Annotated in this window: 27 protein-coding genes and 1 other RNA gene; 9 read left to right on the forward strand and 19 right to left on the reverse strand. The window is 54.3% G+C overall.

Features of this window, described 5'->3' with window-relative positions; genetic code table 11:
• Window positions 1-85 precede the first annotated feature (85 nt).
• On the forward strand, window positions 86-1,378 hold the full coding sequence (locus GJ1_RS04940) for a sensor histidine kinase (protein WP_066229289.1): 1,293 nt from the start codon (window positions 86-88) through the stop codon (window positions 1,376-1,378).
• Between the two features lie 56 nt (window positions 1,379-1,434).
• Here GJ1_RS04940 and GJ1_RS04945 read toward each other — a convergent pair whose 3' ends face one another.
• Complete coding sequence (locus GJ1_RS04945) at window positions 1,435-1,641, reverse strand: DUF6501 family protein (RefSeq protein WP_011231108.1); 207 nt, start codon at window positions 1,639-1,641, stop codon at window positions 1,435-1,437.
• 171 nt (window positions 1,642-1,812) lie between these two features.
• Between GJ1_RS04945 and GJ1_RS04950 the strand changes: the two genes are divergently transcribed.
• Window positions 1,813-2,586, forward strand: coding sequence for an SDR family NAD(P)-dependent oxidoreductase (locus tag GJ1_RS04950; RefSeq protein WP_011231107.1), 774 nt, complete (start codon window positions 1,813-1,815; stop codon window positions 2,584-2,586).
• A gap of 66 nt (window positions 2,587-2,652) precedes the next feature.
• Window positions 2,653-2,829 (forward strand): hypothetical protein, encoded by a 177-nt coding sequence (locus tag GJ1_RS04955; RefSeq protein ID WP_173400022.1) that lies wholly within the window; start codon window positions 2,653-2,655, stop codon window positions 2,827-2,829.
• 182 nt (window positions 2,830-3,011) lie between these two features.
• On the opposite strand, the gene GJ1_RS04960 is transcribed toward GJ1_RS04955, so the two are convergent.
• From GJ1_RS04960 to GJ1_RS05025, 15 genes are all read right to left on the reverse strand, one after another.
• Window positions 3,012-3,206, reverse strand: a complete 195-nt coding sequence (locus tag GJ1_RS04960) for an NETI motif-containing protein (RefSeq protein WP_015374752.1) — start codon at window positions 3,204-3,206, stop codon at window positions 3,012-3,014.
• 124 nt (window positions 3,207-3,330) lie between these two features.
• Complete coding sequence (locus GJ1_RS17655) at window positions 3,331-3,480, reverse strand: YflJ family protein (RefSeq protein WP_011231104.1); 150 nt, start codon at window positions 3,478-3,480, stop codon at window positions 3,331-3,333.
• Between the two features lie 82 nt (window positions 3,481-3,562).
• Window positions 3,563-5,587 (reverse strand): transglycosylase domain-containing protein, encoded by a 2,025-nt coding sequence (locus GJ1_RS04965; protein WP_231584426.1) that lies wholly within the window; start codon window positions 5,585-5,587, stop codon window positions 3,563-3,565.
• A gap of 141 nt (window positions 5,588-5,728) precedes the next feature.
• Complete coding sequence (locus GJ1_RS04970; RefSeq protein WP_066229292.1) at window positions 5,729-7,441, reverse strand: DHA2 family efflux MFS transporter permease subunit; 1,713 nt, start codon at window positions 7,439-7,441, stop codon at window positions 5,729-5,731.
• A gap of 10 nt (window positions 7,442-7,451) precedes the next feature.
• Window positions 7,452-8,090, reverse strand: a complete 639-nt coding sequence (locus GJ1_RS04975; RefSeq protein ID WP_066229297.1) for an HlyD family secretion protein — start codon at window positions 8,088-8,090, stop codon at window positions 7,452-7,454.
• Between the two features lie 3 nt (window positions 8,091-8,093).
• Window positions 8,094-8,534: a MarR family winged helix-turn-helix transcriptional regulator gene (locus tag GJ1_RS04980; protein WP_066229300.1), complete on the reverse strand. Its 441-nt coding sequence runs from the start codon at window positions 8,532-8,534 to the stop codon at window positions 8,094-8,096.
• 192 nt (window positions 8,535-8,726) lie between these two features.
• Window positions 8,727-8,916, reverse strand: a non-coding RNA gene (ssrS, locus tag GJ1_RS04985) — 6S RNA.
• Between the two features lie 62 nt (window positions 8,917-8,978).
• On the reverse strand, window positions 8,979-10,532 hold the full coding sequence (locus GJ1_RS04990; RefSeq protein ID WP_066229303.1) for an acyl-CoA carboxylase subunit beta: 1,554 nt from the start codon (window positions 10,530-10,532) through the stop codon (window positions 8,979-8,981).
• A 188-nt stretch (window positions 10,533-10,720) separates the two neighbouring features.
• Window positions 10,721-11,503, reverse strand: coding sequence for an enoyl-CoA hydratase (locus GJ1_RS04995; RefSeq protein WP_066229306.1), 783 nt, complete (start codon window positions 11,501-11,503; stop codon window positions 10,721-10,723).
• A gap of 17 nt (window positions 11,504-11,520) precedes the next feature.
• Window positions 11,521-12,420 (reverse strand): hydroxymethylglutaryl-CoA lyase, encoded by a 900-nt coding sequence (locus tag GJ1_RS05000; protein WP_066229308.1) that lies wholly within the window; start codon window positions 12,418-12,420, stop codon window positions 11,521-11,523.
• Window positions 12,421-12,435: 15 nt separating this feature from the next.
• Window positions 12,436-12,648, reverse strand: coding sequence for an acetyl-CoA carboxylase biotin carboxyl carrier protein subunit (locus tag GJ1_RS18985; RefSeq protein ID WP_066229311.1), 213 nt, complete (start codon window positions 12,646-12,648; stop codon window positions 12,436-12,438).
• Window positions 12,649-12,663: 15 nt separating this feature from the next.
• Window positions 12,664-14,016 (reverse strand): acetyl-CoA carboxylase biotin carboxylase subunit, encoded by a 1,353-nt coding sequence (accC, locus tag GJ1_RS05010; protein WP_066229314.1) that lies wholly within the window; start codon window positions 14,014-14,016, stop codon window positions 12,664-12,666.
• A 65-nt stretch (window positions 14,017-14,081) separates the two neighbouring features.
• Window positions 14,082-15,716, reverse strand: coding sequence for an AMP-binding protein (locus tag GJ1_RS05015; RefSeq protein ID WP_066229316.1), 1,635 nt, complete (start codon window positions 15,714-15,716; stop codon window positions 14,082-14,084).
• 59 nt (window positions 15,717-15,775) lie between these two features.
• A complete protein-coding gene (locus GJ1_RS05020) occupies window positions 15,776-16,918 on the reverse strand; it encodes an acyl-CoA dehydrogenase (RefSeq protein ID WP_066229319.1) in 1,143 nt (380 codons plus the stop codon).
• Between the two features lie 118 nt (window positions 16,919-17,036).
• On the reverse strand, window positions 17,037-17,663 hold the full coding sequence (locus GJ1_RS05025; RefSeq protein ID WP_066229321.1) for a TetR/AcrR family transcriptional regulator: 627 nt from the start codon (window positions 17,661-17,663) through the stop codon (window positions 17,037-17,039).
• Window positions 17,664-17,922: 259 nt separating this feature from the next.
• Between GJ1_RS05025 and GJ1_RS05030 the strand changes: the two genes are divergently transcribed.
• Together GJ1_RS05030 and GJ1_RS19235 are read left to right on the forward strand one after the other, a co-directional pair.
• A complete protein-coding gene (locus tag GJ1_RS05030) occupies window positions 17,923-18,171 on the forward strand; it encodes a DNA alkylation repair protein (RefSeq protein WP_066229326.1) in 249 nt (82 codons plus the stop codon).
• Between the two features lie 5 nt (window positions 18,172-18,176).
• On the forward strand, window positions 18,177-18,311 hold the full coding sequence (locus GJ1_RS19235; protein WP_281176913.1) for a hypothetical protein: 135 nt from the start codon (window positions 18,177-18,179) through the stop codon (window positions 18,309-18,311).
• Window positions 18,312-18,397: 86 nt separating this feature from the next.
• Here the strand turns inward: GJ1_RS19235 and GJ1_RS05035 are convergent, their stop codons facing one another.
• Window positions 18,398-19,186 carry a GNAT family N-acetyltransferase gene (locus GJ1_RS05035; protein ID WP_066229329.1) on the reverse strand — a complete coding sequence of 263 codons (789 nt, stop codon included), beginning with the start codon at window positions 19,184-19,186 and terminating at the stop codon, window positions 18,398-18,400.
• 165 nt (window positions 19,187-19,351) lie between these two features.
• Here GJ1_RS05035 and GJ1_RS05040 point away from each other — a divergent pair, with 165 nt between their 5' ends.
• On the forward strand, window positions 19,352-19,609 hold the full coding sequence (locus GJ1_RS05040) for a DUF6154 family protein (RefSeq protein WP_083509946.1): 258 nt from the start codon (window positions 19,352-19,354) through the stop codon (window positions 19,607-19,609).
• A gap of 270 nt (window positions 19,610-19,879) precedes the next feature.
• Here the strand turns inward: GJ1_RS05040 and GJ1_RS05045 are convergent, their stop codons facing one another.
• Together GJ1_RS05045 and ilvA are read right to left on the reverse strand one after the other, a co-directional pair.
• Window positions 19,880-20,296, reverse strand: a complete 417-nt coding sequence (locus GJ1_RS05045) for a Uma2 family endonuclease (RefSeq protein WP_306302405.1) — start codon at window positions 20,294-20,296, stop codon at window positions 19,880-19,882.
• Between the two features lie 119 nt (window positions 20,297-20,415).
• A complete protein-coding gene (gene ilvA / locus GJ1_RS05050) occupies window positions 20,416-21,624 on the reverse strand; it encodes a threonine ammonia-lyase (RefSeq protein ID WP_066229332.1) in 1,209 nt (402 codons plus the stop codon).
• Window positions 21,625-21,992: 368 nt separating this feature from the next.
• Between ilvA and GJ1_RS05055 the strand changes: the two genes are divergently transcribed.
• The 3 genes from GJ1_RS05055 to GJ1_RS05065 all read left to right on the forward strand — a co-directional run bounded on the left by GJ1_RS05055 (window position 21,993) and on the right by GJ1_RS05065 (window position 26,035).
• Window positions 21,993-23,174, forward strand: a complete 1,182-nt coding sequence (locus GJ1_RS05055; protein WP_066229446.1) for an alanyl-tRNA editing protein — start codon at window positions 21,993-21,995, stop codon at window positions 23,172-23,174.
• Between the two features lie 131 nt (window positions 23,175-23,305).
• Window positions 23,306-24,568: a two-component system sensor histidine kinase NtrB gene (locus GJ1_RS05060; RefSeq protein WP_066229334.1), complete on the forward strand. Its 1,263-nt coding sequence runs from the start codon at window positions 23,306-23,308 to the stop codon at window positions 24,566-24,568.
• 99 nt (window positions 24,569-24,667) lie between these two features.
• Window positions 24,668-26,035, forward strand: a complete 1,368-nt coding sequence (locus tag GJ1_RS05065; protein WP_066229336.1) for an MATE family efflux transporter — start codon at window positions 24,668-24,670, stop codon at window positions 26,033-26,035.
• The last annotated feature ends 41 nt before the right edge of the window (window positions 26,036-26,076 follow it).

Genomic DNA, 26,076 nt, shown 5'->3' on the forward strand with positions numbered 1-26,076 from the left:
CTAAGCAACAAATCTATTTTTCTTTCAACCTTTTCCGAGTTATAATGGAAAACGATGATGTTCATTTAATTAGGAGATTTTTTGTATGGCGGGTTTATACATTAACCAGCACGTCCTAAACAACTTATTTTATATTTTAGTCACTATCTTTGCCTTTTCCTTTATTTATGACCATAGTCGAGCGATCCGGCAGCGCCCGCTCTATGGCCAGGCGCTGCTTGGGGCTTGTTTGGCGTTGGCGGCCGTTTTGTGCATGAAATTTCCGATTTACATTGATCCGCTGTGCGTCCATGATTTCCGGCAAATTCCGTTTTTGCTTGGGACATTGTATGGCGGCGGCGCGGTCGGGGCGGTGCTGTTTGTTGTCTTGATGCTGGCACGCACCGTTTTGTACGGATTTCAGCCGCTCACGTTGATCGTTTACGCCATCATGTTTGCCATAGCGGCGGCCGCTTCGCCGCTGTTTCGCAAGCTGCCGCGGCCAAGCAAGCTCGTTATGTCGCTTTGGCTGACGTTTTTGCTCGCAGTGCTTACGACGTTTGCGGCCATCATCGTCGCTGATTTTCCAGTGACAAGACCGTATATCGTGTATTTTCTTCTCATGCCGCCGTTTGTCATGATGTTCGCTGTCTATTTGATGGAGACGCTTCATGAGGCGCAGCTCGCTCGGGCAGAGCTGATGAAGATGGAAAAAATGCAGATCGTCAGCCAAATGGCAGCCAGCATTTCCCATGAAATCCGCAACCCGCTCACCGTCGTCAAAGGATTCATCCAGCTGCTGCAAACTGGTCGGCTGCCGCGCGAAACCGAAGAGCGGTACATTCGCATCGCCTTAGAGGAACTCGAGCGGGCGGAAGCCATCATCCGCGACTATTTGACGTTTGCCAAACCGGCGCCAAAAGAGACCGAGCCGATTGATGTCGCCACCCAGCTTCAGAAAGTGCTGCAAATGATTACGCCAATGGCGCATATGCATTCGATCCATGTATCCTCTTCCCTCGAACATGGCGTTGTCATCGGAAACGCACAATATTTCCAACAGTGTTTTCTCAACTTGTTGAAAAACAGCATTGAGGCAATGCCAAACGGCGGCACGCTCCATGTTGCGGCCGAGAACCGGGGAACATCAGTCGTCATCACCATTTCCGACAACGGCGTTGGCATGACGAAAGAACAAGTGCGCCGCTTCGGCGAGCCATACTTCAGCACAAAAGAAAAAGGCACCGGGCTTGGTGCGATGGTCGCCGTCAAAATCATCGAACAAATGGGAGGAACGTGGACGATCGAAAGCACCGTACAAAAAGGGACGACGTTGACGATCACGCTGCCGGCAAGCCGGGTGCGGCCGCCGACGGCAGAACAAAGCGCCGTCGGCTGAACGAAAAAACGGATGCCCTGTTTTGGACATCCGTTTTTTCTTGGTGATTGGCGCGATCATTTGACTTCCTCAAAATAATCTTTGTAAAACCCGCCGACTTTTCCGCTGTTGTCGATGACAAAATAAAACTCGTCCGTTTCGCTTTTCACTTCATATACTTTGCCCGGCGTCAACACATTGCTGACCATGTACTTTTCCGCGTTCGTGTGAACGCACTTTACTTTTTTGATCGTCGGCCGGGTCGCCCATGTGTGATGAATCATGGCGTCATCCCCTTATCTAGATGGTGTTCTCTTTTTTATTGTAGCGGGACGGCGCGCCGGCTGCAACTTGGAATTCCCGCTTCCTGCCAAACAGCGATGCCAATGATTGGCTGCAACAGGGGATCATGCTATCATGAGGATGTACCGACGATTCTGAAAGGGGAGATTTCGATGTTTTTGCCTTCGTTTCGCTTGGACGGAAAAACGGCGTTAGTGACGGGAGCCGGACGCGGCATCGGCCGGGCGATCGCGATCGGGTTCGCTGAAGCCGGGGCCGATGTGGCGCTCATCGCCCGCACGGAAGCTGATTTGCAAGAAACGGCAAGCCATATCGAACAGTTCGGCCGGAAAGCGTACATATATCCGCTTGATGTCATCGACCGGAAAGCCGTGCATGACGCCGTCGCCAATGTCAAACAACAAGCCGGATCACTTGATATCGTTGTCAACAACGCTGGCATGAACATCCGCACCCCGGCTTTGGATGTGACGGATCATGAGTGGGAAACGATTATGAACACCAACTTAAAGTCGGCGTTTCTCGTCTCACAAGAAGCCGGTCGCGTCATGAAAGAACAAAAGCAAGGCGGAAACATCATCAACATCGCTTCCGTCGCCGGCCATGTCGCCTTGCGCACCGGGGTTGTGTATGCGGCGACAAAAGCGGCGCTCATCCAAATGACGAAAGTGCTGGCGTTTGAGTGGGGGCGCTACGGCATACGCGTCAACGCGATCGGCCCATGGTATTTCCGGACGCCGCTCACCAAAACGCTGCTTGAGGACGAAGCGTATGTGAACGACATTTTGGCCGTCACGCCGCTCAAGCGGATTGGCGAGCTGCCTGAGCTCGTCGGCCCGGCTGTGTTCCTCGCCTCCGATGCGTCAAGCTATATAACCGGCCAAACGCTATTCGTCGATGGCGGCATGACGATCCACGGCTTTTGAGTAAAACACGCCTTGATGACGCACCCTATAAACGCAGCAGTCCATATCCACAAGGGGGTACCAATGATGGATGAGCAAGAAAGCAAACGGCAATTTCAAGACGATCTGGACCAATACCGAATGGACAACGTCATACACGCCCCGAAGCACTATGTGTACCAAGTCGGCTACGAAGCATCAAGCGGCAACCCGACCGGCGGCCATCGAGACGCGAAAAAAACGCGCGAATGGCCGCACAGCTAGACCGGGAAGGAACTCCCTTTCCGGTTTTTTTGGCTGGCCGATCTCCCCGCTTTGTATAGGCGGCGATCGTTGGGAAAAGAACTTCCTTCGCAATTTTTTGATGAATTCTCTTGCCCCTATAACCAGAGCCCGTCGAATCTGCGGCCGCGCCTTCAGCCTAAGGTGGAGCCAACAACCGCCCGTTATGGCTCATCGCGCACACCCTCAAATTCGATGATGCGCCCGCACGGCTCAACCATCGTTTCGCCGTTCGTTTCCACTTCGCGGAAAATCGGCTGCTCGATGCGGCGGACAGGGCGGTAGCCTTCCTGTTTCATTCGCGCTAAACAGGCGGCGATCGTTTCCCCTTCCGCTACAGTAAACCGTTTTTTCTTCATCGCTTTCCTGGCCAAAGAGGCGCGCCCTCCCTCCTCCCACTAGAAATGTTGACATATCAAGGCTTCACGGCCTTTCCTTATAACTATTGTACCCCAAAAAAGAAGCCGGATCGCTTCATCCGGTTCAGCATGTTTTCTGCACATATTTTCGGTACAGCCCGTACAGCTCCGCCGCCTTGTACGTTTCAATTTTTTTCCGTCCAACCGGATGACGGGCGATGCCCGCCTTTTTCAACTCAGCCACAAGCCATCCTTTCGAGCCGAAATGCGCCATGGGCGCTCCCCCTCCTTTTTCGTGCGGCTTGTCTTTATATATATGCGCCTAAACAGGGGATAAGAACGCCTTTGGCAACAGCTTATTCATGCTTGCCGCCATGCCCTTTTCCGTGCTTTTTTTCTTTTTTCTCTTTTTTGTTTTTTCCTTTTTCATGGCCGGGCGTACGCGGTTTTTCCTTCACCTTTGGCGGCACGGATTCAGGCGCCTTTGGCTCACGTTTTTTGTGTTCTCGTTCCGCTTGTTTCACAAGCGGCAGCGAGAAGCGGACGACAGGCTCGTCGGCCAGCGCTTTTTCCATCATATGGCGGAAAATGATGGCCGCCGTTTCCCCGCTCGTCGTCGTCAAATAATGTGTTTCGTCCGGCCGGTCATAGCCGAGCCAAAGCGCACCGACCAGCTGCGGCGTATAGCCGACCATCCATTGGTCTTTCACCCCGTCGATGCCGGGGATCGTCATTTCGGTCGACCCGGTTTTGCCCGCAAGCTCCCGCCCCGGGATGGCAGCGCGCTTCCCGGTCCCTTCGCGGATGACGCCTTCGAGCAAAAACGTCATTTGCTGCGCCACTTTCTTGGACGTGACAACCGTTCGCCGCGGCTTCCACTCCGCTACCTTGCGGCCGTAAGCATCAACGATTTTTGTAATGAGATGGCCGTCCAAACGGACGCCGTCATTGGCGAATACGGCGTACGCTTCCGCCATCTCGAGCGGCGAGACGCCGCGGGACATGCCGCCGAGCGCGATGCCGAGCTGGCGGTCCTCTTTTTCCAACGGCAAACCAAACCGGTGCAGCGCCTCCATCCCTTTGTCAAGGCCGATTTCGTTTAACAGCCAGACGGCCGGCACATTGAGCGAATGGATGATCGCCTCATACATCGTCACCGTGCCGCGGTGCGTGTGGTCGTAGTTTTGCGGGCGGTAGCCGCCGAGATTAAGCGGCTCGTCTTTGAGCAGCGAAAACGGCCCGTACCCTTGTTCGAGCGCCGGCGTGTACACGGCGAGCGGCTTGAGCGTTGACCCCGGTTGACGCCTGAGCTCTGTGGCGCGATTGAAACCGCGGAACACATGGCGGCCGCGGCCGCCGACAAGCGCCTTCACCCCGCCCGTTTTCGGGTCGAGCAGCACTGCTCCGCTTTGGACAGGCACACCGTCCGGGCTTGATGGAAACAGCGAATCATTCGCATACACGGCTTCAAGCGCTTGTTGCATGTTCGGGTCAAGCTCCGTGTAAATGCGGAGCCCCCCGGAAAGGACATCGCTTTGCGTCAGGCCGTATTGTGCAATCGCTTCGTGGATTAGTTCATCGACGTAGTACGGATATTTTCCGGCATACGGGTCGCGTTTTGGTTCCTGTTGAATGGCAATGTGCTCGTTTTTCGCGGCGATCCACTCTTGATCATCGATATAGCCTTGTTCTTTCATGAGCGACAAGACGACATTGCGCCGGGCGACCGCCTTATCGTAATGACGGACCGGCGATAAAGCGGACGGTGCTTTGATGAGACCAGCCAACATGGCGGATTCGCTTAGCGTCAACTCAGAAACGTCTTTGCCAAAGTACGTTTTCGCCGCGCTGGCCACCCCCCACGCCCCCGCACCGAAATAAATGCGATTGATGTACATTTCTAAAATTTCTTGTTTGCTGTACGTGCGCTCAATTTTTTGTGCGATCAACCATTCCTTCCATTTGCGTGTCAACGTTTTTTCATTCGTTAAAAAGACGTTTTTCGCCAGCTGTTGAGTGATCGTGCTGCCGCCCTCGACCCACGCCCCGGCGCGAATGTTGCGCCACATCGCGCGCAAAAGCCCATAATAATCGACGCCATCATGCTCGTAAAAGCGGCGGTCTTCCGTCGCGACGATGGCCTCAAGAAAATAGTTGGGCACCCTGTCGATCGGCACTTCTTCGATGTTTGCCGCCGCGAGCTTGCTCGCGATGCGGCCGTGTTCATCATAAATGATTGTCGCTGCCGGCAACGGTGTTTCCAAGGCGGCAATGTTTTGTCGATCAATCGCCCACTCGAGCGCAGCAACAACGGCGGCCAAAGCCAAGGCGGCGACAACGAGCGCCTGCAGCCAACACCGTCTTCGTCTTGTTTGTCTCATTTGCTGCCTGCTTTGCGCCTCCACAATGTTCCCCCCTGTCTCTTCGTCACGATTATACGATTCGCAGCCGGCCGCCCGTTTTCGTCTCTTTTCCATGGCTCAAAACAAAAAAGAAGCGGCCGTGTGCGCCGCTTCCCTTGTTTACGCCGATGGCGATTTCTGCTTTTTTCCTTTTAAGAAAAACGCCATGACGAGCGCCACCACCGTTAAGCCAGTAGCGACGAAAAAGGCGTCGTTGATCCCCTCGACCGTTGACCGTTGCTGCACAAGTCCATACAACAGCTGAGCGATCGCCTCATCACTTGGGATGGCCTGTTTCAGTTGGCCGACAAGGCTCATGAACAACGGATTGTTTTCCGTCATTTCATTGCGATAAGCTTCCACATGGAATTTCGTCCGGTTGGACATGATCGTCACCAAGAACGCCGTCCCGAGCGAAGCAGCCACTTGACGAATCGTATTCGACATCGCCGTGCCGTGGCTGTACAAATGGCGCGGCAAGGCGTTTAACCCTTCGGTCATAATCGGCATTCCGAGCATCGACATGCCGAACATGCGGAAAATGTAAAGCCAAATTAAATGGCTATACGGGGTGTCAAGTGTCAGCTTGCTGAACTCCCATGTCGTCACAGCGGTGATGATCAAACCGACAATAGCGAGCATCCGCGCGCCGATGCGGTCAAACACCCAACCAGAGATCGGCGACATGACCGCCATCACAATCGCCCCCGGCAGCAACAGCAAACCGGCATCGAGCGGCGTAAAGCCGCGCAAGTTTTGCAAATACACCGGAAGCAAGACCATGGCGGCAAACATCGCCATGTTAATGACCGAACCGATGACGGTCGCCAACGTAAACACTGGGTAGCGGAACACACGGAAATTGAGCACCGGATGCTCCGAGCGCAGCGAACGCCATGTGAACATGATGAGGAACAAGGCGCCGATGACAAGCGAAACAACCACTTCCGTCTCGCCCCATCCTTTGCTTCCGGCCTCGCTGAAGCCATACAGAACGCCGCCAAACCCGATCGTGGAGTAGACCGCCCCTTGCACGTCCAGCACTGGATTGCCTTTACGCGGCGTATGTTTCAGCCAGACGGAGGCAAGCACAATGTCTAAAATCGCGATCGGCAACACGACGTAAAACAACAGCCGCCATGTATAATGTTCAACGATCCAGCCAGACAGCGTCGGCCCGACCGCCGGCGCAAACATCATGGCGATTCCGACCGTTCCCATGGCCACCCCGCGGCGTTCCGGCGGGAAAATCGACAACATAATGACCATCATCAGCTGCATAATAATGCCGGCCCCGACCGCTTGCGTCAGCCGCCCTGTGAGCATGACGGCAAACGACGGAGCGATCGAGCAGACAAACGCGCCGATGGCGAAAAACGACATGCCCGATAAAAACAACCGTTTCGCTGGAAACTTGGCGATTAAAAACGGGCTGATCGGGATGAGCACCCCGTTGACGAGCATATAGCCGGTCACGAGCCATTGAATCGTCGACGTTTCCACGTTGAAATCTTGCATCATATGCGGCAAGGCGACGTTGATCAACGTTTGATTCAAAATGGCGACAAACGCGCCCAGCATGACCGTCGCCACAACCTTGCCGCGGCTGCCGATATCCCCAAGGCCGCCTTGACCGGCCGGAGCGGCCGGACGCCCATCCGTTCCTGTCGACGGCTCTGCTTTCGTTTCCGCTAACGGTTGAGCGTTGGCTTCCGCCGCTTCATCCGCCGCCTTCCCTGCGGCTGAAGCCGGCTTGCGGCGGCGCAGCGCGATGTTGACCGCCGCCAAAACCAAAACGGCAAACACAATATAACCAATGACAAATGTTGTCATCTTCCATCACCTACTTATGGATGCGGACGGTGACGTTCATGCCCGGTACAAGTCCGGTTCCGCTGTAATTGTCAATCGAAATCGTCACCGGAATGACTTGAGTGACTTTCGTGTAGTTGCCGGTCGCATTGGAGCTTGGCAACAGGCTGAACGTATTCGCTGTCGCATTGCCAATCTTTTCGACTTTGCCGCTGAATTTCCGGTCCGGATACGCATCGACATAAATGTCAACATCTTGCCCAACTTTGACGTCTTCAATATCCGTCTCTTCAATATTCGCCGTCACCCACAAATCGTTCAAATCAAACCCGCGGGCCAGCGGCATCCCCGCGGCGACAAACGAGTCCTTGACTGCGTTTTGCTGCACGATCGTCATCCGATGCGGCACCGTCACCGGCACCGTCGTTTTGCCGTCAAACACCTCGCCGATTTCTTCCCCGGCTGAGAAGGTTTTTCCCGTGTCGCCCCGCCAAGACGTCAGTTTTCCGGACAGCGGCGCAGCAACGGAGATGACCTGGCCGTCGATGCGGGCGTTGTCCGTTTTAATGTAGTTCGTCGCTTCATTGACGTAGTAGTAGGCGGCAAATCCTCCGCCGACAAGCAAAATAAGCACGATGATGTTCAATGCAAGCAAACGTTTCACGTTCACTGTCTATTCCTCCCCAAGCAAAATCGTTTTGATTTTTTCATGAAGCCGCAAAAATTGTTCAATGTCTTCAGGAGAGACAAGTTCTTGGATGCGGCGAAGCCGACGGCGCAGCACCGACTGTTCGCCAAACGCTTCAAACACCGTCTCTTTTCCCTTTTCCGTCAAACTTAAAATGACCGCGCGCCGGTCTTGCTTCGACGGCTCGCGGACGACAAGACCGGCGCCAACGAGCCGGTCGACTGTGCCGCTGACGTTGCTGTTGCTTAAGTTTAATTTTTCCGCCAAGTCGTTCAGGCGAATATGCTCTTTTTTCAGCAGCGTGTATAAGACGATCAGCTGCACTTCCGTAATCCCGACGCGGGCGGCATCCTCGCGGATGAGACGGTACAGCGCCTTTTGCGTCCGGAAGACGGCGTACATAATGTCCCGGCTGATTCCTTCCATTCATCCCCCCTCCTTACATCATTCTCATTCGAATAGTTTCAATACGAATTATTTCTACACGAAATATGATTATAGCATGCAAACAGGGAAAATCAACTATATTGTTTCGTTTTTTTTTTTACGAAACATGCGCCGCCGGCGGCAAATGAAAAAGGCGCCCATTTGGACGCCTTTTTGGTGTAAAATTCGAGAATCCGCGCCGCGGTTGCCGTCGGCTGAATGCAGTTTCTCAACCACACTCCACCAGGTGGGTGTTCGCAGAAGCGTTCCTGCCGTCCTCCATGGCGAAAATTGAGGCATGACATTCCCGCTTCGATGTAGAACTCCCTTTCTATTGCCATCGGTTGAAACTTCATTCTACAACGCACAACGCAGCAGCGGATTGGTGATTATTATGATACATGATGTTCTGCGCCTTGGCAAGAGGGACAGCCATCCATTTTTTCAAACCGGATACACCCCATGCTTCCGCTCGGAAAAGACCATATACTTGGACATATAGGCCTCAAACCGCCGGATGAGTTCACTGCGCAAGTCGTTCGGCGCGACGATCCCATCGATGACAAGCTCGGAGGCAAGGCGGTAAATATCGATGTCGCGCCGATATTCCTCGCGTTTTTGCTCGACAAACGCCGCCCGCTCTTCCGGCGGCAGCTCGGCGATTTTGTTGGCGTAAACGGCATTGACGGCCGCTTCCGGCCCCATGACGGCGATTTGCGCGTTCGGAAGCGCCAAGCAGCAGTCCGGTTCAAACGCAGGTCCGGCCATGGCGTATAGTCCGGCGCCGTACGCTTTGCGAACGATGACCGAGATTTTCGGCACCGTCGCTTCCGACATCGCAGCGATCATTTTCGCCCCATGGCGGATGATGCCAGCCCGCTCGACTTTCGTGCCGATCATAAAGCCAGGGACGTCGGCCAAAAACAAAAGCGGGATATGGAACGCATCGCAGAGGGTGATGAATTTCGCCGCTTTATCGGCCGAGTCATGGAACAATACGCCGCCTTTGACGCGCGGCTGATTGGCGATAATGCCGATCGGCTGGCCGGCAAGACGCGCCAGTCCGGTGATGATTTCCGGCGCAAACAATTTTTTGATTTCACAAAACGATCCTTCGTCAATGATCCGCTCAATCAAATCATACATATTGAACGGCGCATTTTGGTTGACCGGCAAAATGTCCTCGATCGTTTTGTCAAACGATTTCGGCGGCTTCGCTTCGGCAACTGGCGGCTTTTCGCTGTAATTGGACGGAAAATACGATAAATAACGGCGCGCATAGGCAATCGCTTCTTCTTCAGTTTTCACGAGCACGTCGCCGCAGCCGGAGACGGTGCAATGCATGCGGGCGCCGCCCATCTCTTCGAGCGTCACTTTTTCGCCGATCACCATTTCTGCCATGCGCGGCGAACCTAAGTACATCGATGCATTGCCTTCGACCATGATGACGATGTCGCAAAATGCCGGAATGTAGGCGCCGCCGGCCGCTGATGGACCGAACAATAAGCACACTTGCGGCACTTTGCCGGACAGCTTCACTTCATTGTAAAAGATACGCCCCGCCCCGCGCCGGCCGGGAAACATTTCAATTTGGTCGGTGATGCGGGCGCCGGCCGAGTCAACCAAATAAATGAGTGGGCAGCGCAGTTTTTCCGCTGTCTCTTGAATGCGGATGATTTTTTCGACCGTGCGCGCCCCCCACGATCCGGCTTTGACAGTCGAATCGTTCGCCATCACGCAGACGGTGCGGCCATTGATTTTGCCGATGCCAGTCACAACCCCATCAGCCGGCAAATCGCCCGCCAAACAGTTGGCAAACAGTCCGTCTTCCACTTCCAGGCCGTTATCGAGCAATAAGTTCAGCCGCTCGCGAACAAATAATTTCCCTTGGGCGGCGTTTTTTTCATGATATTTCGGCGCTCCACCTTTTTTGATGTCGGCCGCCCTTTTCTCCAGCTCCGCCACTAGCGTGTCTTGTTGATTGGCTGTTTCCTTCATCCCTTGTTTGCCTCCCCCTTGTTTTGATCGGTCTTGCCATGCTGATCTCACGTGTTCGATAGAAACGGACGCCGCAGCGAGCCGTTGGACGCGGCTTTTTGTTGCCTCACAAATGCTGCTTCGGCACAGCGCTTCGCCCGCACAGCCGCTTCCATTCAGAAACGTGCGCCTCGTCTCGTCCAAACGGCTTACTCGCCTTTATACACCGGCTTCCGTTTTTCTTTAAACGCCTGCAATCCTTCCAGCCGGTCTTTCGTCGGAATTGTCGCCTCATAGGCGAGCTGTTCAATCGCCAGGCCGGTCTCCAAATCGACGTTGAATACGCTTTGCACCGCCCGTTTCGCCTGGCGGACGGCAATCGGCGCGTTTTCGGCGATTTGCCGCGCGAGGCGAAGCGCTCGCTCCATCAACTCGGCGCGCGGCACAGCATATTCAACGAGGCCGATTCGCTCCGCCTCTTTGGCAGTGATGCGCTTCGCGGCAAAAATCAATTCTTTCGCCTTTCCGATGCCCACAAGACGCGGCAGCCGTTGCGTTCCTCCCGCTCCCGGAATGATGCCGAGCGACGTTTCCGTCAGCCCAAGCTGGATATCGTCGGCGGCAAACCGGATGTCGCATGCCAAGGCGAGCTCCAACCCGCCGCCAAACGCCGAACCGTTTAAAGCGGCGATGACCGGCTGCGGCACTTTCTCGACCTCGTTGATCGTTTTGCTGATTAAGGCGACGGCCTGCCGCACTTCCGTTTCATTCATCCCCGCCCGCTCTTTCAAATCAGCGCCGGCGCAAAACACTTTTTCTCCCGCCCCAGTCAAAATGACGACGCGCACATCTTTTCGAAATTTGATCTCTTGCAAGAGCGCGCCGAGCTCTAAAAGAAGCGCTCTTGACAGCGCGTTGGCCGCTTCCGGGCGGTTTAATGTCACAATCGCGATGCCATTTTCTTGTGTTTCAAACGATACGAGCGTTCCCACGTTTTCTTCCTCCCCTTTTATGATGAAACAGTTTGCAAGTAGCGGCTCGGAAGCGGGCGGTCGATTTTGTCGCGGATAAACAAAGCCGCTTTCGTCAACCGCTCGACATTGATGCCGGTTTCAATCCCCATGCCGTGCAACATATACACTAAATCATCGGTGGCGACGTTTCCCGACGCTCCGGGGGCGTACGGGCAGCCGCCAAGGCCGCCAAGCGAGCTGTCGAACGTCGTAATTCCCATTTCCATCGACACTAAAATATTGGCAAGCGCCGTTCCTCTCGTGTCATGGAAATGCATGGCGATCCGAGCAGCCGGAAAACGGCGGAGCACGATAGCGAGCACCTCTTCGACTTGTTTGGGCGTCGCTACGCCGATCGTATCGCCGAGCGACAGTTCATCGACTCCCATCGCAAACAACCGGTCCGCCACCATCAGCACTTGATCGACGGAAATGCGCCCTTCATACGGACAGCCAAATACGGTCGAGACGTACCCACGTACGGTTTTTCCTGCTTGCTTCGCCGTTTTCACAACATCTTCAAGCACGGGAAACGTCGCGGCGATCGATTTGTTAATGTTTTTTTGGTTGTGCGTTTCGCTCGCTGACATAAAGACGCCGACTTCATCGACTCCGGCGGCAAGCGCCCGCTCAAGCCCCTTTTCGTTTGGGACGAGCGCCGCATATGTGACGCCGGCTTTTCGGCGGATACCGGCTGCGACTTCGGCGGCGTCCGCAAGCTGCGGAATCCATTTCGGATGGACGAAGGAGGTCACCTCAATGTACGACAACCCAGTTTCTGACAATAGGTTGATCCAGGCGATTTTATCGGCGGTCGCGATCGGCGTTGCTTCGTTTTGCAGGCCATCGCGCGGGCCAACTTCTTTGATCGTCACGTTCGCCGGCCATCGGCTCATGCTCTGCTCCCCCTTTTACTCAATCTCGACAAGCACGTCGCCTTCGTTCACGAAATCTCCTTCCTGCACGTGGATGTGCTTCACGACGCCGGACGTTTCCGCGGCGATCGGAATCTCCATTTTCATCGATTCCAAAATGATGACATCTTGCCCTTCTTCCACACGGTCACCGACGGCGACGACGATTTTCCAGACGCTTCCCGCCATCGTTGCAGTCACTTGGTTCATCGTTTCTTCCCCCATTCATTTCGTTTTTATTGGTTTCCAATGTTTCGAAAGGAAATCGGTCGTCGTATCCCCTGCTTGAAACGCCGGATGGGACAATACAGCTTCCAGCAGCGGAATGTTCGTTTTAATCCCTTCAACGCGATAGTCTCGAAGCGCTTCGAGCAAGCGTTCAATCGCCGTTTGCCGATCCGGTCCTTTCGCGATCAACTTCGCGATCATCGGATCATAAAACGGCGTGACCGTGATGCCGCCTTGGACCGCCGTTTCATGGCGAATCCCTTCGCCTTGCGGGGCGGAAAACGCGGTGATGCGGCCGGGAGACGGATAAAACGTGTTCGGGTCTTCAGCATAAATGCGCACTTCAATGGCGTGCCCATCGCGGCGGATGTCCTCTTGCTGATAACGAAGCGGCTCGCCGGCGGCAATGCGCAGCTGCTCTTCGACGATGTCGATGCCGGTGATTTCTTCGGTCACCGGGTGCTCGACTTGCAGCCGGGTGTTCATCTCAAGAAAATAAAAGTTTTTCTGTTCATCGACGAGAAATTCAATTGTACCGGCATTCGCATAGCCGATATAACGTGCAGCCCGCACGGCCGCTTCCCCCATCTTCCGCCGCGTCTCTTCATCTAAAAACGGCGACGGCGCCTCTTCGACCACTTTTTGGTGGCGGCGCTGGATTGAGCATTCACGCTCCCATAAGTAGACGCAGTGGCCGTTTTGGTCGGCAAGGAGCTGAATTTCAATATGGCGTGGACGTTCAATATATTTTTCAATGTACATCGTCCCGTCGCCGAAAAATGAAGCGGCCCGCTTTTGGCTCCCTTCAAACGCTTGGCGCAGCTCCGCTTCGTCGCGAGCGATATGCATGCCGATGCCGCCGCCGCCGGCGGATGCTTTGAGCATGACCGGATACCCGATCGAAGCCGCCGCTTTGGCCGCTTCATCGGCGCTATCAAGCGCAAAGGAGACGCCCGGGACGATCGGCACTCCAGCTTTTTCCATCGTCCGCCGCGCTTCGATTTTGCTGCCCATCGCCGCAATGACGTCAGCCTTTGGACCGATGAAGACGATTCCTTCTTCCTCGCAGCGGCGGGCAAATGACGGGTTTTCCGAGAGCAGCCCGTAACCGGGATGGATCGCCTCCGCTTTAGCTGCTTTCGCGACCTCGATGATTTTCTCGATATTCAAATAGCTTTCGGCAACACGCGGCTTGCCGATCAAATGCGCTTCATCCGCGAGCGCAACATGGAGCGAATCGGCGTCCGCTTCGGAATAAACGGCAACCGTTTGAATGCCAAGGCGTTGGCACGTGCGGATGACGCGGACGGCGATTTCGCCGCGGTTGGCAATCAACACTTTCGAAAACATCATCTCACCCTTTCTGAAAAGTGCAGGTGCCGGCGCCGGACGGTTCGTCCGTCCGGCGCGGCGGGTTAGGTTGTTAAACCGAGTCGCTGTTTTGCCATTTCCCGTAATTTGAATTTCTGAATTTTTCCAGACGCTGTCATCGGGTATGAGTCGGTAAATTCGATATATCGCGGGATTTTATGCCGGGAAATGTTGCCGCGGCAAAACTCGCGAATTTCCTCGGCGGTCGCCGTTTCGCCGTCTTTTAAGATGATCCACGCCATCACTTCTTCGCCGTATACCTCATCCGGCACGCCGACGACTTGCACATCCAAAATTTTCGGATGTTTGTACAAAAACTCTTCGATTTCACGCGGATAAATGTTCTCCCCGCCGCGGATGATCATATCTTTCAACCGACCGGTGATGCGGCAGTAACCGCTTTCATCCATCGTCGCCAAATCGCCGGTATGCAGCCAGCCGTCTTCATCGATCGCTTCCTTCGTCGCTTCGGGGTTGTTGTAATAGCCTTTCATGACATGGTAGCCGCGCGTGCACAACTCGCCTTGCACTCCCCGGGGCACTTCCTTGTTCGTGCCCGGCTCCACAATTTTCACCTCGACACCCGGCAGCGCCCGGCCGACCGTCTCAACGCGCAGCTCCAGCGGATCGTCGGTGCGCGTTTGCGTGATGACTGGCGACGCCTCGGTCTGCCCGTAGGCGATCGTAATATCCGTCATGCCCATTTTCTCGATGACCGCCTTCATCACTTCGACCGGGCAGGGAGAGCCGGCCATAATGCCCGTGCGCAGCGACGATAAATTGTATTTGGCGAAATCTGGATCATTGAGCTCAGCGATAAACATCGTCGGCACGCCATGAAGCGCCGTGCACTGTTCCGCTTCCACCGTCTCGAGCACCCGCTTCGGATGGAACTCGACAACCGGCACCATCGTCGCGCCGACCGTCACACATGCAAGCGTGCTCATGACGCAGCCGAAGCAATGGAAAAACGGCACCGGAATGCACAATCGATCGCCTTCGCCAAGTCCCATGCATTGCGCCACTTGGTGGGCGTTGTTGACAATGTTGTAATGCGTCAGCATGACCCCTTTCGGGAATCCAGTCGTCCCCGATGTGTATTGCATGTTGATGACATCGTGCGGGTCGAGGCTCTCCATCCGTTCATCGAGTTCTTCTTCCGATACGTCTTGCGCCATCGCCAAGATGTCGTTCCATGTGAACATGCCCGGGTATCGTTTGTCGCCTAGAAAGATTACGTTTTTCAGCTTTGGCAGCCGTTTGGATTGCAGCTGTCCGGGCGCCGATGTACGCAACTCGGGAACGATTTCGTACAAAATATCGATGTATGACGAATCGCGATATTGCTCGATCAAAAAGAGCGTCGTCGAATCCGATTGCTTAAGCAAATACTCAAGCTCCGCCGCCCGGTAGTTCGTATTGACCGTCACGAGGACGGCTCCCATTTTGCCGGTCGCAAACTGGCAGGCGATCCATTCCGGAACGTTCGTCGCCCAAATGGCGACATGCTCCCCTTTTTCGATGCCAAGCCGCATCAACCCGCGCGCAACGAGGCGGCAATAATCGTTAAACTGCCGATACGTCAGACGCAATCCACGGTCGGCATACACGACCGCCTCGTGATCCGCATATTGCTTGGCTCGCTCTTCCAACAATTTCCCCACAGTCACCGTCAACATCGGCCGTTTCCTCCCCTTTGTCCGAATTCATTGTTATGGATATGCAGGCATTTCCGCTTTTAGCATCCGAGTTGGCGGGCGATGACGAGCCGTTGGATTTCCGATGTGCCCTCGCCGATTTCCATGAGCTTGACGTCCCGCAAATGGCGCTCAACGCCATACTCTTTCATATAGCCGTAGCCGCCGTGAATTTGAATCGCTTGGTTGCAGACGCGGAACCCCATTTCCGATGCGAACAATTTGGCGAACGACGCTTCTTTTGTAAACGGTTTCCCTTGGTCTTTCAACCAAGCCGCCTTGTACACCATATTGCGGGCGAGCTCAATTTCCATCGCCATATCGGCGAGTTTAAACTGGATCGCTTGAAACTTAGAAATCGGTTGGCCAAACTGAACGCGTTCTTTCGCATATTGAAGCGCTTTCTCAAACGCCGCTTGGGCGATGCCGACGGCTAAAGCAGCGATGGAAATGCGGCCGCCATCAAGCGTGTACAAAAACTGTTTAAACCCTTTTTGCGGGTCGCCTAAGACGTTTTCTTTCGGCACGCGGACGTTCTCGAAAACAAGCTCGCACGTATTGGACGCGCGGACACCCATCTTGTCGTAATTCGAACGGATCGTAAATCCTGGGGAGTCAGTTGGCACGATGAGAGCGGTGATGATGTTTTTGCCGCGCGCATCTTTGCCCGTGACGGCGGTGACAATGACTTGCCGCGCGTATTGGGCGTTCGTGATCCAGCATTTTTCGCCGTTGATGACATACTCATCGCCATCGAGCACCGCGGTTGTGCGCGTGCCGCCGGCATCGGACCCGGCGTTCGGCTCCGTGAGCCCAAAAGCGCCAAGCGTCTCTCCTTTCGCCATCGGCACGAGCCATTTTTGTTTTTGTTCCTCTGTCCCGAAGTAGTAGATCGGGCTCGCTCCGAGCGACACAGCGGCCGCATAGCTTAACCCGGTGCCGCCGCAGGCGCGGCCGATTTCTTCAACGGCAATGGCATACGAAATCGTATCGCCCCCAGCGCCGCCGTATTTTTCCGGAAACGGCAAGCCTAACAGCCCGAGTTCGCCCATTTTGCGGAAGACATCCAGCGGAAAATGCGCCTCTTCATCCCATTTCGCCGCGTAAGGGGCAATTTCCTTCTCGGCGAAGTCGCGAACCATCTCTTTAATCATTTGTTGTTCTTTTGTCAACGAAAAGTCCATGTTCTCCCTCTCCCCCGTTTAAAAAATGATTTATACTAAAACCGACCAGTCGGTTTCCAACCGTCATAAATAATCCGATATCCAAGACCGACTGGTTGGTCTGTGAACAGCAAACCGCTTATTCGGCGGCCGGCCGCAACAAAAACCGCATGGCCGCCGCATGTTCCGTTTGGCGAAGCACCGCGTGCAAAATGAAATCAGCGAAATACGCTGCAATTTCCTCGATGGACAACGGACCGTCCGGATTGTACCATTTATACGTCCAGTTCACCATGCCGATGATCGACATACCGGCGATCTCCACCGATAACTCCGGACGAAACTCCCCGGCCTCGATCCCTTCGCGGATGACGCGGAAAATGATTTGTTTAAATTCCTCACGCTTTTCATTGATCGGCTCCGCGTATTCCGGTTTTAAGTACGTGCTCTCTTGGTAAAATACGGTGATGTGCGGTTTGTACAAGTGAAACACTTTGACAAACGACTGAACGATGGCATACAAGCGCTCAGTCGGCGTCGAAAAGCTTTCATACGCTTCCTGTGCTTTCGTAAGCGCGTAGGTAATAAAAACGTCATGAATATGGTAAAGCAACTCATCTTTCGATTTGAAATTATGGTAAAAACCGCCTTTCGACGTACCGCTTTCGGCGACGATGCGATCGACCGTCACGCCGTGGTAGCCATATTTTTCGAATAAGTGAAGAGCAGCATCGATAATGCGGTCTCTAAGCGGTTTGTCAGCCATAATGATCTCCTTCGTCGTTGATCGTATAGCATTTTCAGAAAAAAAGGAATATTTCTCTTATCCATTAAGATACTCGATTGCTGGCAGCATTGTCAATAAAAACTGTTCTGCTGCCTGAAAAAACGAGGGGGGATTTTAACATGCACCGTCTGGCGCTTCTCCCCGGCCGGCTCTTGCCTGATATAAACCGCTGCGGACATACAAATCATACATAATAGCGGCCGTTTTTCCAAAAAATAATGATCGGAGGTGGCTTCTGTTGGAACCGATGTTATGCCCAAGCTGCAAAACGAACCGGACGCGGTTTCACCTCATCGAGCAGCATCCGCGCGCAGTGAAGATCGACCCGTACACCGGCGAGATTGAACAGGAATATACAAACGACGCGCTTGAACCGTTCCATCTTCCGTACCGCGGTCCGAGCTACCGCGTCCAATGCGGCGTCTGCGGGCTCATCGAAGATGCGGACATGTTCATTCAGCGCGCCAAATCTTCCCCATTGAAGTGATCCATATGGCCAACAAAAAACAAACACCGTCTCCGCTCATCGATCAAAAACAACTCGTCAACGACAAGGCAAAAGCGATGCGGGAGCACGGCGATCAGCACATTCGCCGCGTCACGCCAAACGGCGCGGACGGGCAATAAGAGCAAGGCTTGCTTCCACAACGAAGCAAGCCCCTTTTGCATCAGCATGGCGGCCAGCGCGGCGCTAGTGTTGCGATAGACTGCTTCTACCCATACATCGCCCACAGCCCGATATCGCGAAAACCAAGGCGGCGGTAGATGCGGCCGGCGTCCGGGTTGTCGTAAAACAGGCAAGGCATCTTCCCTTCAGCAAGCAAATCGCAAACGAGCTTCGCCACAATGGCGCTCGCATACCCTTTCCCTCGGTGCTCCTGATCCGTGCAGACGCCGACGATCATCGCCGACAGCGAATTTTCCGCCGATGTCGATGCCGTTGCTACCATCCGGCCGTCTTGTTCAATATAATACGTTCTTGCTGAATTTGTTTCCATCCCTTTCACCAGCATATCGCGGGACGACGGCCTCGTCTCAAATTCGGGAATGCGGCGCCGCAAGTCAAGAATCCGGTCGACATCCGCCAATCCGGCTTGTTTGACGGCAAAAGATCCGTTTTCTTGACGGGCATATTCATCCGTTTGGCATTCGCAAAAGTAAAGCGTCCGTTTCCGCCCGAGCGGCAGCCGCCCTTCGAACTGCTTGGCAATTTCCGCCTTGCCGGACAGCTGGATGGACGATGAGCGGGCTGTCTCGCGGATGAGACGGGCAACGCCATCGGCATCAAAATCGTCAGGCGCGTACGGAATGAAGGAATCGTAATAGCGAAGCAGCACCGCCTTCAACGAGCCGGCATCGTCAAACTGCCCCCAAACATCCTGGAAATCGGCGTCATAGCCAAACGACTCAATATCGCCGATGATAAATAAGTTGAACGACGGATCTTGCCGCAAAAACGAAAATACTTGTTGGTGGTCTTCGGCCGTTAACCGGCGAATCATGGAGCTCCCCCGCTTTTCGGATGATATTTTTTTCATTATACTATGAATAATCACTGCTGCCAATGGCATTTGTGGCGCCAAAGTGAGAGACTGCCGATGCCGCCAGTCCGCATCGGCCAACTGCAAAGAAAGGAGGAAGCCCGCTCTCAAAAAAGCGAGGCGACTATGCCGATGAAGTTTATTGACGAGCTGTACGAATACTACAAAGATCGACTGACCGGAGATGAAGAAGACGCCGAAGCGGTGGCGATGTCGATTTTAGACGAGCTTGACCGCCGCGATGTGCTCAAGCTGATCAATGAGATGACGGATGAAGAGCTGCTTGGCATGTTTGGCTTGTACGTATTTGAAAGCTTGAAAGCGAAAATGGCCCGCGAAGGCCTCGGCGCGACGAGGCCGCAAGATGCGCCGCGCGTGCATTGACAAAAAAAGCCTTTGCCCGTCACGAAAGAGATGGGCAAAGGCGCTGATCGTTTCGAGCTAGAAGTTCCATATGAACTTCATACCATTGTTCTGCCGCTTCATCATCGTTCTTCAAGCTGTTGCCATGAAAAAATGGGCGCGAGCGGAATCGCCAACCCTTTAAATTGCACAGAGCGCACCCTCGTCATTGGCTCCGTACGTGGCGATGCGTTCATAGGAGCCATCCCGCAGCGAATAGACATGCAGCATTTGGTTGAACGTGTCGACAATTCAATACTCGTTCACTCTATAATGCTCGTACGCATAAAACTTTTCGCTGTAATCTTTTAAAGCCGTTGATGGCGACAACACTTCCACAACAAGTGCAGTCGGTCCGAAGCACCCTTTATCGGTGATTTGTTTTTGGTCACAAATAACAGCTATATCCGGTTGCACAATGTCGTCAGGCGTCTCATACGCTCCTTGTTCACTAAGAAAAACATCAAATGGAGCCATAAAGACAAAGCAGCGCTGATTTTGGAAAAAGCGGCGCAGCGCAAAATACAATTCGCCAACCACAAATTGATGCCGAGAAGACGGAGCAGGCGTCATGTTGTATGCTTTCCCGCCAATCAGCTCCCAACGTCCTTCCCACGTTTTCCAATCGTCATACGTATACGTTTTTTCCGGATCGGGAATATTGGCCACCATCCCACCCCATTCCGCCACTCGTTTACTTTTAGCTTATCAAAAAAAGCAGGAAAAAAGGAAGGGAGAAGGAGCTGAACTGCAGCCTCTTAGACGAAAAAACATTTTCCAGTCGCCGCTTATCGGTAAAATTGAACGTCATACCCTTCTTTCAGCAACACTTGGTAAATTTGCTGGATATGGTCTTCATTTTTCGTCTCGAGCGAAAAATGAATTTCCGCCTGGCCCGGCAGCACTTTAGCGCCGATGCGCTGATGGTGGATCGACATGACGTTCGCCTCAAGCTCGGCGATGATGCGGAGCAGTTTGTTCAACTGGCCCGGCTTGTCGGAAATGACGGTCGTAAACGTCACAAACCGGCCGGCTTCGACAAGCCCTCGCTCAATGATGCGGGAAATGAGCGTCACATCGACGTTGCCGCCGCTCAACACGGCAGCGACCTTTTTGCCGCGAAACGGGAGCTTTTGATACAACAGCGCCGCCAGCGGGCAAGCCGCCGCTCCTTCGACCAACAGCTTGTTCCGTTCCAACAAATACAGCATCGTCCGCGAAATTTCCGCTTCCTCAACGCAAACGACGCCATCGACATATTGCTCAATGTATTGGTACGTAATGTTGCCCGGCTTTTTCACCGCGATGCCATCCGCAATCGTTTCCGACGCGGCGATGGCCACCGGCTGTTTATGGCGCAAAGCGGCCGTCATGCCAGGGCAAGCTGACGATTCGACGCCGTATACTTCGACCGACGGTTTTAGCTGTTTTAAGGTGAAAGCCAGCCCGGCCAGCAGCCCACCGCCGCCGACAGGGCAAAGGACGACGTCGACATCGGGAAGCTGTTCCATCAACTCCAAGCCGATCGTCCCTTGGCCGGCCATGACAGCCAAGTCATCAAACGGATGCACAAACGTCATCGCCCGTTCGCGCTGCAGCTCAAGCGCATGCTCGAGCGACTCATCAAACACATCGCCATATAGCACGACTTCCGCTCCGTAGCTTTTCGTCGCCTCAATTTTGCTGAGCGGCGCCCCTTTCGGCATGACGATCGTGCACGGAATGCCAAGCATGCCGCTTGCATAGGCGACCCCTTGGGCGTGATTGCCGGCTGAGGCGGCGATAACGCCGCGCGCTCGCTCTTCGTCGGTCAACGACATAATTTTATTGAATGACCCTCTTACTTTAAACGAACCTGTTTTTTGCAAGTTTTCAAGTTTCATATATACATCATTGCCGGACAGCCGGCTGAACGTTTGCGAATGTTCAAGCGGCGTTTCATGAACAACGCCTTTCATTTTCATCCGCGCTTGTTCAATGTCTGTCAACGTCAACATCACCAAACCACCCTTTCTGATCAAGGCGACCAATTCTTTTGTGCCCCGTTTTATTATATACAAAACGTTTTGCCGCCGACAAATTGTTGCCTGCTCAGGACTGTATTGGTTGTTTGCCGCCCGCAGTCGAGCAGGCTGTTCGTTTCTTCTGACCTGCTGTTGTGTTAGATTTTAGTTGATTATTTAGCACATAGTTCTGTAATAAAATTCTCATGATGAAGGTTCAACTCGAATTAAGCGGCTCTTGTTGAGGTTTTTTATTTAGAATATAGTTCTTTGAATGCAAAACAAGTTCGGAATAGGCAAATATGAATGTATTTGCTAATATGTAAAGAAAAGAATTCGGAACGCGAAAGGATGAAGCTGTGGTGACCAAAAAGTTGTACTATACAGCGCCGGACGTCGCGGCGTGGACGACGACGGTGACAGGTATCCGCCAAGACGGCGAAACGTATGTCGTCACATTGGCGGAAACCGGGTTTTACCCGGAAGGCGGCGGCCAACCGTCTGACGCCGGCACGATCGCCGGGCTGCCGGTGCTCGAAGTGTTTGAAGAAAACGAGGAAGTGTACCATCGCCTTCCCGCTCCCCCGGGAACGGGCGCTGTTTCGTGCGCCATCGATATGGCCCGGCGCCGCGACCATACGCAGCAGCATAGCGGCCAACATCTGCTGTCCGCTGTCTTCATCGAGCAGCTCGGCGCGGAAACAGTCAGTTTTCACCTCGGACGCGATGTCGTCACGATCGATTTGGCGATCGAAGCGCTGTCTGAACAAGAGCTGTTGGCGGCGGAAAACCGAGCCAACGAGCTCATTTACGCTAATCTTCCGGTTGAGACGTACTGGGTGACGCCTGAGAAAGCGGAACGGATGCCGTTTCGCAAACGGCCGGATGTGAGCGGCAATGTACGTGTCGTTGAGATCAAAGGCATCGATTTATCGGCTTGCTGCGGCACCCATGTGAAACGGACGGGCGAAATCGGCCTCATCAAATTGCTAAAAGCCGAGCGTCATCGCGGCATGACGCGCCTCTCTTTCCTTTGCGGCCAGCGGGCGCTTGCTGATTACCAACAGTCCCACCGCATCGTGCAGGCGGCCGCCGGACGGTTCGGGACGAGCCGCGGCCAGCTGCTTGAGGTGATCGCGAAATGGGAACACGAGAAAAAGGAGCTGGAAAAACGGCTGCGCCAATACGAAGGGATCGTCTTTGCGGTCGAAGGGGAACGTGCCGCTGCCAAGCCAGGGCGGATGGTCATCGGCCGCTACAGTCAGTATGGGGCGAAAGAGCTGCAAACAATCGCCCGCCTCATCGCCGACCGCTACGGCAAAACATCGCTGCTCGCCTCTTTGACGGATTGGCGCGCCGTCATTGTCAAAGCTCCATCTTCCCCGCTCCATGCGGGAAACTGGCTGAAAGAACAAGCCGCTCCGTTTGGCGGCAAAGGGGGAGGCAATGAACGGCAAGCTCAAGCGTTTTTTCCATCTCTTGAGTCGCTTGAGCAATTTCTCGCCCGCGTGGAGACGGCAAACATCGATGACCGTTCCTATTAATGCCGGTTGGGGGCATGGCCATTCCACATTGGGCGCCCGAGCGCCGGCCAATAGGACATTCGCCGTAGCCAATGGCCGGCGGTTTTTGTAAAAAATGAGAAACGGGATGTGCAGCTAAGGAGTTGGGAAAGATGGATGACCGATTGGTACAACCGCAAACCGAAGAGCTTGAGCGAAAGCTGCGCGCCTATGAGCGGCTTATTGAAAGACTTCCGTTTCCGTTCACCTTTGCCGATTACGAAAGTGGAATCGCCATCGAAAAAAAGCGCGGCGACGTCCGGCCGCACCTTCGCGCCATTCCGCCGTCCCTTGAAAAGGAAGCGGAATGGCAGTGGGATATTGACTTGTATCGCGACGTGCCGTTTGAAAAAGTAGAAGCCTTTTTGACGCCGTTGCTCGATCTTGTTCCACACCATATCGTCTTTGTCGACGCCCAAGGGATCATCACACTTTGCAATTTGCAGGCGGCTGTTGACACCGGCGTGGATCGCGACGCCATCATTGGCAAGCATATTCGCGAGCTGCTGAAGCTCCCTGATGAACTGATCGCGACGCTCCAGTCGCTCGAAAAAGGCGAGCCGCTTTATAATCACGAGGTGCTTGACCGGTTTTACGGCATCGTCAACACCCGCTTTATTTACAACGATGATGGATCGGTCAAACGGGTCATCAGTATGTTTCAGTCGCTCAACATGATGAAAGAAACGGAAAAGCTGGCGGTCGCCGGCCGCATCGCCGCCGGCATCGCCCATGAAATCCGCAATCCGCTGACGACGGTGCGCGGGTATTTGCAACTGTTGAAAAGCGACTTGCCGGATCGCATCGCCTCGCTCGTTGAGCGGCTTTTAATTCCTGAGCTCGACCGGGCGAACGACATCATCACTGATTTTTTGAATATCGCCAAGCCAGCCGACGTCAAACTGGAGACGTTCAACTTGCACCGCTTTTTGCGCGACGATGTCGGCGTCCTATTGCAGAGCGAGGCGCTGTTGCATAACGTTGACGTCCATTTTGACCTTGATGGCCAGCTTGACGATTACGAAATGAACGGCGACCGCAGCCAGCTTTTGCAAGTGTTTTTAAACTTATTTCGCAACGCCGTGGAAGCGAAAGTGGCGAAAACGATGACGGTGTCGATCTGCAGCCGAAAAATCAACCATCTCGTTCAGCTTCGCTTCTGCGACGATGGGCCCGGCATTCCGCCGTCGGTCATCGACCATGTTTTCGATCCGTTTTTTTCAACGAAGGAAACGGGAACCGGGCTCGGCCTGTCATTATCGAAAAAAATCGTCGAACTGCATCGCGGGACGATGAAAGTGCAAAGCGACACGTGCGGTACGTGTTTTTTGATCGAATTTCCACTTTGCATCCAGCCGCCGTTTCTTTCGTCATAAACCGCTTCCGAAGAGGGGGGAGGCCATCCCGGCTTCGGAAGCGGAGAAATTGATGATTTAGAACAATGTGTAACTTTATCACGGAAAAGGAGGGCCATTATGGCAACGACCGCTCCGCCCAACGGCAAATGGCGGCGCCTGTTCGCCTTGTTTCTTCCCATTTTTGTTTCGCAAACCGGCCAATATGCCATGAACTTTGTTGATGTCGCCATGTCCGGTCATGCGAGCGCCGAAGACCTCGCTGGCGTGGCGATTGGCTCAAGCTTATGGGTGCCGATATTCACAGGGGTCGGCGGCATTTTGCTCGCCCTGTCTCCAATCGTCTCCCATCATTTCGGCGCCGGACGGCATGAGGACATCGCCCGCACCGTCACCCAAGCGCTTTATTTGGCTGTTGCGATCGCCCTCGCCATCATCGCAGCCGGCGCCGCCGCCTTGCCGTTCATTTTGGGCCGGATGCAGTTGGAAGAAGGCGTCCGCCATATCGCCTTTCATTACTTGTTCGCGTTGTCGTTCGGGATCATCCCACTGTTCCTTTATTCCGTGCTCCGCTATTTCATCGATGCGCTCGGGCAGACAAAAGTGACGATGTGGATTACGCTGACCGCCTTGCCGGTCAACGTGCTGTTCAACTGGCTGTTGATTTACGGTCACGGCGGGTTTCCACGCCTTGGCGGCATCGGCACTGGTTATGCGACGGCGATCACGTATGCGTACTGCTTCGCGGCCGCTGCCTTTGCCGCCTTGAAATTTCGCCGCTTGGCTCCATATCGCGTGCTCGTCCGTTTTTACCGTCCGTCATGGGCCGCATGGAAAGAGCTGCTGAAAACCGGGGTGCCGATCGGGTCGGCCATCTTTTTTGAAACGAGCATTTTTGCCGCCGTCACGTTGCTTGTCGGCCGGTTTGGAGCGGAAACAGTGGCCGCCCATCAAAGCGCCCTCAACTTCGCTTCGCTGTTGTATATGATTCCGCTTAGCTTATCGATGGCGCTGACAATCGCGGTCGGTTTCGAGGCGGGAGCCAACCGTTATGAAGATGCGAAACAATATTGCTTGATCGGCATCACCCTCGCCTTGGCCGTCGCGGCGGCTGCCGCGCTGTTCCTTTTCGCCTTCCGCGGCCATATCGCCCGGCTGTATACAAACGATCCGGACGTGGCGGCGCTGACCGGGAAGTTTTTGTTGTATGCAATCTTTTTCCAGTTTTCCGACGCCATCGCCGCTCCGATTCAAGGGGCGCTGCGCGGCTATAAAGAGGTGAACGCCGTTTTTTGGGCCGCCCTTGTCGCTTATTGGGGCGTCGGGCTTCCGCTTGGTTGCGCGCTCGCGCTATGGACGAATGCTGAAGCGTTCGGCTATTGGATCGGCCTGATCGCCGGATTGGCAGCGGGCGCACTGTTTCTCAGCTTTCGCCTGCGGGCCGTTTGGCGCAGGCATGGCAGCGGGCGCGCGCCGCTCGCCTCTTAAGGCGGATCGGCCCGGGCAGCATCCATAAACAAAAAGGGGAC

Origin of the sequence: Geobacillus jurassicus NBRC 107829, from assembly GCF_001544315.1 — a bacterium.
GTDB classification, from domain to species: domain Bacteria; phylum Bacillota; class Bacilli; order Bacillales; family Anoxybacillaceae; genus Geobacillus; species Geobacillus jurassicus.

Excerpts from the sequence above, each read along its gene's own strand:
- GJ1_RS04940 (WP_066229289.1), top strand. The coding sequence starts at position 86 with ATGGCGGGTTTATACATTAACCAGCACGTCCTAAACAACTTATTTTAT.
- GJ1_RS04945 (WP_011231108.1), bottom strand. The coding sequence starts at position 1,641 with ATGATTCATCACACATGGGCGACCCGGCCGACGATCAAAAAAGTAAAG.
- GJ1_RS04950 (WP_011231107.1), top strand. The coding sequence starts at position 1,813 with ATGTTTTTGCCTTCGTTTCGCTTGGACGGAAAAACGGCGTTAGTGACG.
- GJ1_RS04955 (WP_173400022.1), top strand. The coding sequence starts at position 2,653 with ATGGATGAGCAAGAAAGCAAACGGCAATTTCAAGACGATCTGGACCAA.
- GJ1_RS04960 (WP_015374752.1), bottom strand. The coding sequence starts at position 3,206 with ATGAAGAAAAAACGGTTTACTGTAGCGGAAGGGGAAACGATCGCCGCC.
- GJ1_RS17655 (WP_011231104.1), bottom strand. The coding sequence starts at position 3,480 with ATGGCGCATTTCGGCTCGAAAGGATGGCTTGTGGCTGAGTTGAAAAAG.
- GJ1_RS04965 (WP_231584426.1), bottom strand. The coding sequence starts at position 5,587 with ATGAGACAAACAAGACGAAGACGGTGTTGGCTGCAGGCGCTCGTTGTC.
- GJ1_RS04970 (WP_066229292.1), bottom strand. The coding sequence starts at position 7,441 with ATGACAACATTTGTCATTGGTTATATTGTGTTTGCCGTTTTGGTTTTG.
- GJ1_RS04980 (WP_066229300.1), bottom strand. The coding sequence starts at position 8,534 with ATGGAAGGAATCAGCCGGGACATTATGTACGCCGTCTTCCGGACGCAA.
- GJ1_RS04990 (WP_066229303.1), bottom strand. The coding sequence starts at position 10,532 with ATGAAGGAAACAGCCAATCAACAAGACACGCTAGTGGCGGAGCTGGAG.
- GJ1_RS05000 (WP_066229308.1), bottom strand. The coding sequence starts at position 12,420 with ATGAGCCGATGGCCGGCGAACGTGACGATCAAAGAAGTTGGCCCGCGC.
- GJ1_RS18985 (WP_066229311.1), bottom strand. The coding sequence starts at position 12,648 with ATGAACCAAGTGACTGCAACGATGGCGGGAAGCGTCTGGAAAATCGTC.
- accC (WP_066229314.1), bottom strand. The coding sequence starts at position 14,016 with ATGTTTTCGAAAGTGTTGATTGCCAACCGCGGCGAAATCGCCGTCCGC.
- GJ1_RS05015 (WP_066229316.1), bottom strand. The coding sequence starts at position 15,716 with ATGTTGACGGTGACTGTGGGGAAATTGTTGGAAGAGCGAGCCAAGCAA.
- GJ1_RS05020 (WP_066229319.1), bottom strand. The coding sequence starts at position 16,918 with ATGGACTTTTCGTTGACAAAAGAACAACAAATGATTAAAGAGATGGTT.
- GJ1_RS05025 (WP_066229321.1), bottom strand. The coding sequence starts at position 17,663 with ATGGCTGACAAACCGCTTAGAGACCGCATTATCGATGCTGCTCTTCAC.
- GJ1_RS19235 (WP_281176913.1), top strand. The coding sequence starts at position 18,177 with ATGGCCAACAAAAAACAAACACCGTCTCCGCTCATCGATCAAAAACAA.
- GJ1_RS05035 (WP_066229329.1), bottom strand. The coding sequence starts at position 19,186 with ATGATTCGCCGGTTAACGGCCGAAGACCACCAACAAGTATTTTCGTTT.
- GJ1_RS05040 (WP_083509946.1), top strand. The coding sequence starts at position 19,352 with ATGCCGATGAAGTTTATTGACGAGCTGTACGAATACTACAAAGATCGA.
- ilvA (WP_066229332.1), bottom strand. The coding sequence starts at position 21,624 with ATGTTGACGTTGACAGACATTGAACAAGCGCGGATGAAAATGAAAGGC.
- GJ1_RS05060 (WP_066229334.1), top strand. The coding sequence starts at position 23,306 with ATGGATGACCGATTGGTACAACCGCAAACCGAAGAGCTTGAGCGAAAG.
- GJ1_RS05065 (WP_066229336.1), top strand. The coding sequence starts at position 24,668 with ATGGCAACGACCGCTCCGCCCAACGGCAAATGGCGGCGCCTGTTCGCC.